Source organism: Martelella mangrovi (genome assembly GCF_040545495.1).
Lineage (GTDB): Bacteria > Pseudomonadota > Alphaproteobacteria > Rhizobiales > Rhizobiaceae > Martelella > Martelella mangrovi.
Window position 1 is genome coordinate 389,379 of the sequence record NZ_JBEPLY010000004.1, and the last position, 11,108, is coordinate 400,486.

An 11,108-nucleotide genomic window follows, 5' to 3' on the forward strand; every position below is an offset into this window, starting at 1 on the left:
TTCATCCGACAGCGTCGCACAGTTGGCGAGAACAGGGTTCAAAGAGGATAGTGTTATGGCTCAAACGATGAGGCGCCGCAGGCCCAGACTTGCTCAGGCCCTTGTCGACCAATTCCGGCACAAGATCGAGAATGGCGATCTTCCCGCCGGCGCAAAATTACCAACCGAGCCGCAACTGGAAGCGCAGTTTTCCGTCAGCCGCACCGTGGTGCGCGAGGCCATTGCCGAACTGCGCTCGGCGGGACTGGTCACGCCTGTGCAGGGCAAGGGCATGTTTGTCAGCGAAGACCTGCCCCACACCGGCATAATCCTCACCCCCATCGAAATCCAGAGCATCCCGCAAACACTTGAAATGCTTGAGTTTCGCATTGCCATCGAGACTGAAGCCGCTGCTGTTGCGGCCTATCGGCGATCCGCCCAGCAGGAAGATGCCATTCGCAACGCCAACCAGGAAATGGAACGCCTCATCGAGGCGGACGCACCCACGGTGGACGCCGATCTGGCCTTTCATATGGCGATATCCGAAGCCACCAATAATCGCTATTTCCCCGATGCTCTCAAGCAATTCGGTCAGCGATCCATACCGCGCGGCCAGTTCCCAACCCTGCCCAGCGCCACAGACCGGCAGTACCTTCTGGGCGTATTGAATGAACACCAGGTTATCGTGGACGCCATTGCCGACCAGGATCCGGAAGCGGCCCGTCAGGCCATGCGCGACCACTTGATCGGCAGCCAGAAGCGTTATCGACGATTGTCAAGATAGACCTCGACAGGCTTGATAATTCATACTATGTCATATGACGGAAGAGGAGTATGGCATGTATTTGGGTACCCAACTCGCCGCGCGCGATGATGAGGATTATCGGGTCTGGGCCCAGCTGGGCATAAAGCACATCTGCGCTGATCCAGCGGGCGAGCCCGGCTCATGGACACTGGACGATCTTTTGCGGCTGCGTGAAAAGGTCGAAACGTTCGATCTGGTTCTGGACATGATCCAGCTTCCCCTCCCCTCCAGCCCGATCGAGACCGCGACCTATCCGGACATATTGCTGGCCGGCCCCGAACGCGACCGGCAGGTCGATGCGATCTGCACCTTGATCGAAAACCTTGCCGAGGCCGGCATTCCCGCCGCCAAATACAATCTCAACCTGATCGGAATTCCGCGCACACCGGCCGAGCGGGGACGCGGCGGCTCGCTGAATGCCTCATTCCGCTGGGACAAGACCGACCAGAATGCTGCACCCGGCTTGGCCGGCGTGCTGCCGGAGGACGAAAACTGGGAGCGCATTGATTATTTCCTCGAGCGCGTCGTCCCCGTCGCCGAGTCCAACAGGATCCGCCTTGCCTGCCACCCTCACGATCCCCATACCCCGCCCGGCTACAAGGGCGTCACCCGTGTGCTCGGCACGGTCGAAGGGCTGAAAAAATTCGTGCAGATGCGCGAGAGCCCCTATCACGGGCTCAATTTCTGTCAGGGCACGGTCGGCGAGATGCTGGACAATCCACGCGACGAGATCGACGATGTCATTCGCTGGTTCGGCAGCCGGGACAAGATTTTCAACCTGCATTTCCGCAATATCCGCGGCCGGAAACTGTCTTTCATGGAGACCTTCCCTGATGAAGGCGACATGGACATGGCCGCCGCGCTCAAGACCTACAAAGAGGTGGGCTACAAATACATGATCATGCCCGATCATGTGCCGACCATTTCCGGCCGGGACCCGCAGGGCGTCGCCTTTGCCTATTGCTACGGCTACATCGCCGCCTTGCTCCAGGCCCTTGAAACCTACTGATCAGCTTTTGCCACCGGATTGAATTTCCATGACCCCTGACGATCTGAAATCCGCTTTGGGTAGCGGTCTGCTGTCTTTCCCCGTAACCACGTTCAAGCCGGATCTCGGCCTCGATGAGGAAGCCTACCGCAGCCATATCGACTGGCTCGACGGCTTTGGCGCCGCCGTCCTTTTCGCGCCCGGCGGGACCGGCGAACTCTTTTCGCTGACACCCGATGAAGCTGCCCATGTCACGCGGATCGCCAAGGCCAGCGCCGGCAGGACGCCCATCGTCGGCGGAGCGGCCTATGGCACGGCAATGGCCGTCGAGATGGCCAGGAACGCCGAAGCGGCAGGGGCCGACGGCATCCTGCTGCTGCCTCCCTATCTGATGTTTGCCGAGCAGGAGGGGCTCATCGCCCACGTCAAGGCGGTTTGCGATGCGGTTGGCATCGGCGTCGTCGTCTATAATCGCGACAATATCGTTCTGACCGCCGAGAGCCTTCTGCGGCTGACCGATACCTGTCCCAACCTCATCGGCTTCAAGGATGGCTACGGCGAGGTGGACCGGGTGATCGAGATCACCACTCAACTCCAGGACAGGCTGGTTTATATCGGCGGCATGCCCACGCACGAGCTTTATGCGCAGGCCTATTATTCAGCCGGGGTCACCACTTATTCCTCCGCCGTCTTCAATTTCGTACCGCAGCTTGCACAGAATTTTTATGCGGCGCTGCGCAAGGGCGACAAGCAAACGACCGATCGGATTCTCAAGGAATTTTTCTTCCCGCTGGTGGCACTGCGCAACCGAAAGAAGGGCTATGCCGTGTCGATCATCAAGGCGGGACTGGAGGCCATTGGCCGCCGCGCCGGACCGGTTCGCCCGCCGCTGACCGACCTCAGCGTCAGCGAAATGGACGAGCTCAAGGCACTGATCGCTCAAACAAGCTGACGCCCTGTTCGTCTTGACCAGGGAGACCCCTCACCTGCACTGCGGCCTCAAACAGACGTGCATGCGACAGCAACAGCTATCGTCAATACGGCAATCCGACATAGTTCTCCGCCAGTTCGCGGCGGGCCGTTTCGGAGTCCGACAAATGCATGAGGCTCGCCCTGCGCATTTGCGCGGAAAAGGCGTCCTCGCCATCGAAACGGTGCAGCAGCATGGTCATCTGCCAGCTGAAGCGCATCGCTTTCCAGATCCGTTTCAGCGCGCGTTCTGAATAGGCGCCGATGCCCGCCGAGGTGTCGGATTTCAGCTTGTCGATCAGCGCCTGCGACAGGTAGTGGATGTCGGAGGCGGCAAGGTTCAGCCCCTTGGCGCCGGTCGGCGGAACGATATGCGCGGCGTCGCCGGCAAGAAAGAGATTGCCCCAGCGCAGCGGCTCCGAGACGAAGGACCGCAGCGGCGCAATGCTTTTCTCGATCGACGGGCCTGTCACCAGTCGGGCCGCGATATCCGATGGCAAACGCTGTTTCAGCTCCCCCCAGAAGGCGGCGTCAGACCAGTCCTCGACATTGTCGGTGAGCGGCACCTGGAGATAATAGCGGCTCAGCGAAGCGTGGCGCATGGAGGCCAGCGCAAAGCCCCGGTCGGAATTGGCATAGACAAGCTCATCATGCACCGGCGGCGTGTGTGACAGCACGCCGAGCCAGCCGAACGGATAAACGCGCTCGAATTCGCGCCGTTTTTCCTGCGGTATCGTGCGTCGCGACACCCCGTGAAACCCATCGCAACCGGCCACGAAGCTGCATGTCACGGTCTTGCGGAGGCCTGCATGCGTGAAGCTGACGGTTGAGAGCGCCGATCCGAGATCGTCGATCACCACATCGGATGCACCGTGAAACATCGGCGTTCCCATGGCATCCTGCGCGGCGTAGAGGTCGGCCGTGATCTCCGTCTGGCCATAGACCATGACCGCGCGACCGGTCAGCGCCTCGAAGTCGATCCGCACCTGAAGATCATTATCCGACAATACACAGCCGTCATGGGGAATACCTTCCGCATCCATCCGCGCGCCGACGCCTGCCGCCCGCAGAAGTTCGACCGCGCCCCATTCGACAATGCCGGCACGGATGCGCGACAGCACGTGGGTGCGGCTGGCACGCTCGATGACGACGGTCTCTATGCCCTGCCGGTTCAGGAGTTGCGAAAGCAGCAGGCCGGATGGCCCGCCGCCGATAATGGCCACTTGCGTCTTCATGACAGTCTCCTCCCTTTCAAGGGCCGCCTCCAGGCCCGGGCCAGCCGGCGTGAAACAAACCGGCGACGTCCGATAGAAATCACGCATGATTTGCCAAAAAGCAAATTTTATTTATTCAGAACAACTGTTCATTGACATAACAGTTTATTGGCGTTCTAATCTACCGCGAGGAGCAGAGGAGAATTCATGCAGATCGAAGGCATGGTGGCACTGATCACCGGTGCGGGCAGCGGGCTTGGCGCGGCCACGGCGCGCCGGCTGGCCGAAGGCGGCGCTCATATTGTTGCGGTCGATCTTTCGGAAGACGCCGCACAGGCCATTGCCGCGGAAACCGGCGGACTTGGCTTTGCCGCCGATGTCGCGGATGCGGCAAGGATCGAAGCCATCGTCGCGGAGACCGGCGAGAAGATCGGCGTGCCGCGCATTGTCGTTTCCTGCGCGGGCATCGGCACGGCATCGCGCATTCTGCCGCGCGACGGCGCGCTGACGGTGGATATCTTCGAGCGCACGCTGCGCACCAATCTTGTCGGCACCTACACCGTGATGAACATCGCCGCCAGAGCCATGGCGGCTGCCGAGCCGGTCGATGAGGACGGTGCGCGCGGCGTGATCATCAACACCGCGTCGGTCGCCTTCGAAGACGGCCAGATCGGCCAGGCCGCCTATGCCGCCTCCAAGGGCGGGGTTGCTTCGATGACGCTTCCGGCCGCGCGCGAATTCGCCCGCTTCGGCATTCGGGTGATGGCGATTGCGCCCGGTCTGTTCGAGACCCGGATGAGCGCGGGCCTGCCCGATGATGTCCGCACCGAAATCCTGAAAAACGTGCCCTTTCCAAGCCGCATGGGCCTGCCGGACGAATATGCCCGCCTAGCCGCGCAGATCATCGAAAACCCGATGCTCAACGGCTCTCTCATCAGGCTCGACGCGGCAGCGCGGATGCCGCCGAAATGACGCGACACGAACGAAAAGAAAAACGCATGACGCAAACCGATATTCTGAAAATCGCAATCGACGGTCCGGTGGCAACGCTGACCATGAACCGGCCGGAAAAGCGCAACGCCATGTGCGACGAGCTGCTCAATGCGCTCGACCGGTTCTTTTCCGCCCCGCCGGAGGCTGTTCGCGTCGTCATTCTCACCGGCACGGCCGGCCATTTCTGCTCGGGGCTTGACCTGTCGGAACATGTCGCCCGCGATGCCGAGAACACCATGTATCATTCGCGCAACTGGCACCGGGTCATGGAAATGATCCAGTTTTCCGGCCTGCCAGTGATTTCGGCCATGTTCGGCGCGGTCATCGGCGGCGGCCTGGAGCTGGCATCGGCCACCCATGTCCGCATTGCCGAACCGTCGACGATCTTTCAGCTTCCCGAAGGCATGCGCGGCATTTTCGTCGGTGGCGGGGCGACCATCGGCGTCGGCCGCATTCTGGGCGCCGACCGGATGCGCGAAATGATGCTGACAGGGCGCAAATACAATGCCGATGAAGGGCTGGCGCTCGGGCTTTGCCATTACAGCGTCGGCGAAGGCGAGGCGCTGGAACTGGCGCGCACGCTTGCCGGGCGGATCGCGAAAAATGCAAAGCTTTCCAACTACATGATGATCCAGGCGATCAGCCGGATCACCGAAATGCCGCGCGCGGAAGGGCTTTTCACCGAAAGCCTGTGCGCGGCGGTCTCGCAGACAAGTGCGGATGCCGAGGAAGGACTTCGCGCTTTTCTGGAGAAACGGGCGCCGGTCTTTCGATAGGCCGGCCGACCCGCCGACGGGAGACGGCGGGCTGCTCGATGCTTGCAGGCAAACGGTCTCAAGGGAGGAACCGATATGACCAAGGGTATGAAAATGACGCGCCGCAGGGCGCTGACCACCATCGGCGCGGCACTGGCGGCGCCGACCTTCATCAGACATGCGCATGCCGCCGAAGTCACGCTCAAACTGCATCACTTCCTGCCGGCCATGGCGCCAATCCAGAGCAGTTTTTTCGAAATCTGGGCACAGGAACTGTCCGATGCTTCCGGCGGCGCCATCGAACTGCAGATTTTCCCCGCCATGCAGCTTGGCGGCAAGGCACCGCAGCTGGTCGATCAGGCGCGCCAGGGTATCGTCGATATCGCATGGACACTGCCGGTCTATACGCCGGACCGTTTCCCCGTCGCCGAAACCATGGCCCTGCCTTTCATGGTGACATCGGCGGAACAGACATCGGTGGCCATGGATACGCTGATGCGCGAATACGGTATGGCCGAATACAGGGGCATGCAGCCGCTGGCCTTCCACACCCATGCCGGCGGCAAGCTGCACACCCGCGGCAAGCCGATCACATCGAAGGCCGATCTGAGCGGCATGCGGATCCGCGCGCCCAACCAGTCGACGGGCAATATGTTGAGCGCGCTGGGCGCGGAGGTCGTATTCTTCCCGGTCACCGAGATGGTGGTCGGCCTGTCCAACGGCGTCATCGACGGCTGCTGCCTGCCCTATGAGGTGGTTCCCGCCTACAAGCTGCAGGAACTGACCGAGTTTTCCGCCGCCCCGGCACCGGGCGCACGCGGGCTTTATTCCAACACCTTTGCGCTGGTGATGAATGAACGCAGCTATGAGGGATTGTCCGACGACCTGCGCAAGGTGATTGACGACCATTCCGGCCCGGCGCTTTCGCAGCGGCTGGGTGCCGCCTTCGACAGGTTCGAGGCCGTGGGCAAGGGCGTGGTCGAGAAAAACGGCAACGATATCGTCGAAATCCCGGCTGACCAGATCGCCGAATGGCGCGGGGCTGCCGAGCCGGTCGTCGCCGAATGGCAGAAGAAGCTTGATGACAAGGGCTATGACGGCGCCGCGATCATCAAGCGTGCCAACGAACTGCTGGATCAGGGCTGACCCATGGCGGAACACGTCCCGGCCGAACACGGAAATGAGGGGGCGCACAGCCCCCGTTTCTTCTGGTTATACCGGATATGTCTGGTAAGCGCCGGTCTCGGCGGTCTTGCCGCCTTCGCCACGGCCCTGATGGTTTCGTTTTCCGTGGTGGCGCGCATGACCGGCTTCGGCGGCCTTCGCGGCGATTTCGAGGCCGTGGAACTGGTCTGCGCCGCCTGCGCCTCGCTGTTCCTGCCGCTTTGCCAGTTCACCAAAGGCCATGTCATGGTCGATATCTTCACCGACTGGATGCCGAAAGCCGGCCAGCGCCGTCTCGACGGTTTCTGGATGCTGCTGTTTGCCGCCGGCTGGGCCATCATCTGCTGGCGTCTGACCCACGGCCTTGCCACCATTCATGCCTATGGCGACCGGACCATGCTTCTCGGTTTTCCGGTGTGGATGATTTACGTTCCGGCCGTCTTCGGCACCGGCCTTTCGGCCTTCGTCGCGGCCCTTACCGGCGCTGCCGATCTTTTTGGCCGGGCAACGGATGAGACCATCAGGGAGGCCGCCTGATGGACCCCACGATGATTGCCATCGGCATGCTCGTCATCATGCTGGCGCTGATTTTCCTGCGCATGCCCATCGCCCTGGCCATGGGGGCTGTCGGCGCGGGCGGTTATATGCTGCTCGGCAGTCCCGCAAGCCTGCTTTTCTATCTCGACACCGCCTGGGTCGATAAATTCATGTCCTACGAACTGGCGATCGTGCCGCTGTTCATTCTGATGGGGCATATCGCAACGCGCTCCGGCATTTCCGCCAGCTTGTTTGCCGCCTCCAATGCCTGGATCGGGCATTTTCGCGGCGGCCTCGCCATGGCGGCGGTGGCCGGCTGTGCCATGTTCGGATCGATTTCCGGTTCCTCGCTGGCCACCGCCTCGACCATGGCGCGGGTGGCGCTGCCGGAAATGCGCAAGCACGGCTATTCCGGCGCGCTTTCGGCCGGCTCGCTGGCCGCCGGCGGCACGCTCGGCATCCTGATCCCGCCCTCCGTGGTGCTGATCATCTATGCGCTGCTGACCGAACAGAACATCGTCAAACTGTTTCTGGCCGCCACCGTGCCGGCGACCATGGCGGTGATCGGCTTTTGCATCGCCATTGCCGTTTTCGTGCGCCTTTTTCCCGATCAGGGGCCCGATCACGCGCCGGTCCCGTTTCGCCAGCGCATCAAGGCGGCCCTTGGCATCTGGCATATCGTCGGCATTTTCGCCGTCGTTCTCGGCGGCATCTATGGCGGGTTCTTCACCCCGGCAGAAGGCGCCTCCGTCGGCGTTGTCCTGACGCTTGTCGTCGGTGTAGCAACCGGCGGATTGCGGCTGAAGGACCTGATCGCCTCGCTGATCGACACGGCTGCGGCTTCCGCCATGATCTTCGCCATCGTCTTCGGCGCCGATCTTTTCAACGTCGCGCTGGCGCTCAGCCGGATGCCCACCGATATCGCCGCATGGTTTGGCCAGTCGGGCCTCTCGCCCATGCTCGTCATGCTCGCCATCGTGGTGTTCTATCTGATCATGGGCTGCGTGATGGACAGCCTGTCGATGATCCTTCTGACCGTGCCGGTGTTCTTTCCGACGATCATGGCGCTCGATTTCGGCATGACGGCGGAGCATACGGCGATGTGGTTCGGCATCATCACGCTGGTGGTGGTGGAAATGGGGCTGATAACCCCGCCCGTCGGCATGAACCTTTTCGTCATTTCATCAATGGCCAAACACATACCGCTCAGGGCGATTTTCGGCGGCACCATCCCGTTCGTGATATCCGAGCTGATCCGCGTGGCGCTGCTGATCGCCTTTCCCGCGCTCAGCTTCTGGCTCGTCGATCTGGTGGCAAACTGACAGGAAGAAACACGATGACGAACGCAAAACCGACCCCCGTCGAGGCAGACGACATGACAAAAGCCGCAACCGGCGCCACCGACGATTATCTCGGCGCGTTCATCGGTTACAACATGAAGCGCGCCTTCCTGCTGGTGCAGGAGGATATGCGCCGCGTGCTCGAACCGCTCGGCCTGCGGATGATGACCTTTTCGGTTCTGTCGATCGTGGTCGAAAACCCAGATATTTCACAGACCCAGCTCAGCCAGGTCCTCAAGATCGAGCGATCCGGCATGGTCGTGCTGGTCGATGAGCTGGAAAACGGCGACCTGATTTCGCGCAACCGCGTGCCCGGCGACCGGCGCACCTATGCGCTGCGCGCTACCCCCAAGGGGCAGCGTCTTTGGGAAAAGGCAAAAGCCGCCGTCGAGGGCCACGAGGCGACGCTGTTCGGCGGTCTCCTGAGCGATGAGGAACAGGCGCTTTTGCGCGGCATGCTCCGGAAAATCTGCATGGCAGGCTGACGACGGCAACAGAGCGGGGCCGGTCTGAGGAGAGGCTTGTCCGGCGGAGGAGGAAGAATGGACGTTCTCGACAAGGAACTGACGCTGGTGGCGCATTCGGTCAGGACCGTGGCGCGCCCCGACGGGACGATGATCGCGACATCGAATGTGCCGCTCGATCCGGTCGTCAACCACACAGGCGAATGGCTTGAAAAATGGGCCACCGCGGCGCCGGCCCGCGTCTTTCTGGCCGAACGCTCCGGCGATGGCTGGCGCGAGCACGGCTATGGCGAGGTGCTCGACATGGTCCGCGCCATTGCCGGCGGATTGCTGGCGATGGGGCTAGGCCCGGACAAGCCGATCCTGATCATGTCCGGCAATGGCGTCGACCACGCGCTTTTGTCATTTGCCGCGCAATGGGTCGGCATTCCCGTCGTGCCGCTGGCCGAACAGTATTCGCTGATCGAGGAAGCCCATGGCCGCCTCGCCTATGCCATCGGCAAGGTAAAGCCGGCGCTCGCCTTCGTCGACGATGCCGCACGCTATGCAAAAGCGCTCGAACGGCCGGAATTCGACGATATCGCCGTGGTCGCGGTTAACACAGAAGGCGCGCCGCGCCCGGTCACAGCCTTTGCCGATCTGCTGAAAGGCGATGGCACCGTCGATCTCGAAGCCGCCCACGCAAAGGTCCGCCCCGACACGCTGGCGAAACTGCTGTTCACCTCCGGCTCGACCTCCAACCCGAAGGCGGTGATGACCACGCAAAGGATGATGTGCGCCAACCAGAGCCAGATGGCCTCGGTCCTGCCCTTCATCAGCGAGCGCCCGCCGAAAATCTGCGACTGGCTGCCGTGGAACCACGTTTTCGGCGGTTCGCACAATGTCAACATGATGCTCGCCCATGGCGGCAGTCTCTACATCGACCACGGCAAACCGACCGCCAGGGCGTTTCCGACATCGATCGAGAACATCAAGCAGCATCCCGGCAACCTCGCCTTCAACGTTCCGGTCGGCTTTTCGATGCTGGTGCACGCCATGGAGGCCGATCGCGACCTGCGCCAGGCCTATTTCCAGGACCTCGATCTGCTGTTTTACGCCGGCGCATCGCTGCCGCAGGATATCTGGACGCGTCTGGAGGAAATGGCGATGGAGGTTCAGGGGCGCCTGCCGCTGATGATTTCCTCCTGGGGCATGACGGAAACGGCGCCGGCCACGATCATGCTGCATGAACAGATCGGCCGTTCCGGCGTGATCGGCGTGCCGCTGCCGGGTACCGAAATCAAGCTGATGCCCGACGACGAGATGCGCTGCGAGCTTCGCGTCAAGGGCATCAACATCATGCCCGGCTATTTCGACGACGCGGAGAAAACCGCGCAGGCGTTTGACGAAGAAGGCTTCATGATCACCGGCGATGCGGTTCGTTTCGTTAATGCCGATGATCCCGATCGCGGCCTCGTCTTCGACGGGCGCGTTTCGGAAGACTTCAAACTGATGACCGGCACCTGGGTGCAGGCGGGCAAGCTGCGCCTCGACGCGCTGGAGGCTCTGCGCGGGCTGGTGCAGGATGTCGTCGTCTGCGGCCATGACCGCGGCGAAATCGGCCTGTTCGTCTTCCCGAAACCCGATGCGGTGCACGACGGCAATACATCCGAAGGTGCTGTCATCGACGAACATCTGCAAGCCGCCATTCACTGGGAGCTGCGGCTTCTGGCGCGCAAGGCGACCGGTTCGGCCAAGCGCATCGCCCGCGCCATCATCCTGTCGGAACCGCCAAACCTGAAAGATGGCGAGATCACCGACAAGGGCTCGCTCAACATCCGCAAGATCATCACCCGCCGGGCCGGCCTTCTCGAACGGCTTTACGACAATGAAGATCCGGCCCTGATCCGTGTTTGAAGGT

The 11,108-nt window shown here is 61.9% G+C and carries 11 protein-coding genes; 10 read left to right on the top strand and 1 reads right to left on the bottom strand.

What is annotated here, in order from left to right; genetic code table 11:
* Window positions 1–55 precede the first annotated feature (55 nt).
* Genes ABID12_RS08635 through kdgD form a run of 3 tightly spaced genes read left to right on the top strand, consistent with a single transcriptional unit; the run spans window position 56 to window position 2,724 of the window.
* Window positions 56–763, top strand: coding sequence for a FadR/GntR family transcriptional regulator (locus tag ABID12_RS08635; RefSeq protein WP_354433872.1), 708 nt, complete (start codon window positions 56–58; stop codon window positions 761–763).
* A 55-nt stretch (window positions 764–818) separates the two neighbouring features.
* Entirely contained in the window at window positions 819–1,793 is a 975-nt protein-coding gene (locus ABID12_RS08640) for a mannonate dehydratase (protein ID WP_354433873.1), read from the top strand.
* 28 nt (window positions 1,794–1,821) lie between these two features.
* A complete protein-coding gene (gene kdgD / locus ABID12_RS08645; RefSeq protein ID WP_354433874.1) occupies window positions 1,822–2,724 on the top strand; it encodes a 5-dehydro-4-deoxyglucarate dehydratase in 903 nt (300 codons plus the stop codon).
* Between the two features lie 82 nt (window positions 2,725–2,806).
* Here the strand turns inward: kdgD and pobA are convergent, their stop codons facing one another.
* A complete protein-coding gene (pobA, locus tag ABID12_RS08650) occupies window positions 2,807–3,976 on the bottom strand; it encodes a 4-hydroxybenzoate 3-monooxygenase (protein ID WP_354433875.1) in 1,170 nt (389 codons plus the stop codon).
* A gap of 186 nt (window positions 3,977–4,162) precedes the next feature.
* On the opposite strand from pobA, the gene ABID12_RS08655 reads away from it, so the two are divergent.
* From ABID12_RS08655 to ABID12_RS08685, 7 genes are all read left to right on the top strand, one after another.
* Window positions 4,163–4,927 carry an SDR family NAD(P)-dependent oxidoreductase gene (locus tag ABID12_RS08655; protein WP_354433876.1) on the top strand — a complete coding sequence of 255 codons (765 nt, stop codon included), beginning with the start codon at window positions 4,163–4,165 and terminating at the stop codon, window positions 4,925–4,927.
* A 26-nt stretch (window positions 4,928–4,953) separates the two neighbouring features.
* A complete protein-coding gene (locus tag ABID12_RS08660) occupies window positions 4,954–5,724 on the top strand; it encodes a crotonase/enoyl-CoA hydratase family protein (protein ID WP_354433877.1) in 771 nt (256 codons plus the stop codon).
* A gap of 75 nt (window positions 5,725–5,799) precedes the next feature.
* On the top strand, window positions 5,800–6,849 hold the full coding sequence (locus tag ABID12_RS08665) for a TRAP transporter substrate-binding protein (RefSeq protein ID WP_354433878.1): 1,050 nt from the start codon (window positions 5,800–5,802) through the stop codon (window positions 6,847–6,849).
* 3 nt (window positions 6,850–6,852) lie between these two features.
* Window positions 6,853–7,404 (top strand): TRAP transporter small permease, encoded by a 552-nt coding sequence (locus ABID12_RS08670; RefSeq protein ID WP_354433879.1) that lies wholly within the window; start codon window positions 6,853–6,855, stop codon window positions 7,402–7,404.
* Window positions 7,404–8,726 (top strand): TRAP transporter large permease, encoded by a 1,323-nt coding sequence (locus ABID12_RS08675; RefSeq protein WP_354433880.1) that lies wholly within the window; start codon window positions 7,404–7,406, stop codon window positions 8,724–8,726. Before ABID12_RS08670 ends, ABID12_RS08675 begins: the two co-directional genes overlap by 1 nt.
* A gap of 14 nt (window positions 8,727–8,740) precedes the next feature.
* Window positions 8,741–9,229 carry a MarR family winged helix-turn-helix transcriptional regulator gene (locus ABID12_RS08680; protein WP_354433881.1) on the top strand — a complete coding sequence of 163 codons (489 nt, stop codon included), beginning with the start codon at window positions 8,741–8,743 and terminating at the stop codon, window positions 9,227–9,229.
* 57 nt (window positions 9,230–9,286) lie between these two features.
* Window positions 9,287–11,104 carry a feruloyl-CoA synthase gene (locus tag ABID12_RS08685; protein WP_354433882.1) on the top strand — a complete coding sequence of 606 codons (1,818 nt, stop codon included), beginning with the start codon at window positions 9,287–9,289 and terminating at the stop codon, window positions 11,102–11,104.
* Window positions 11,105–11,108: the final 4 nt, after the last annotated feature.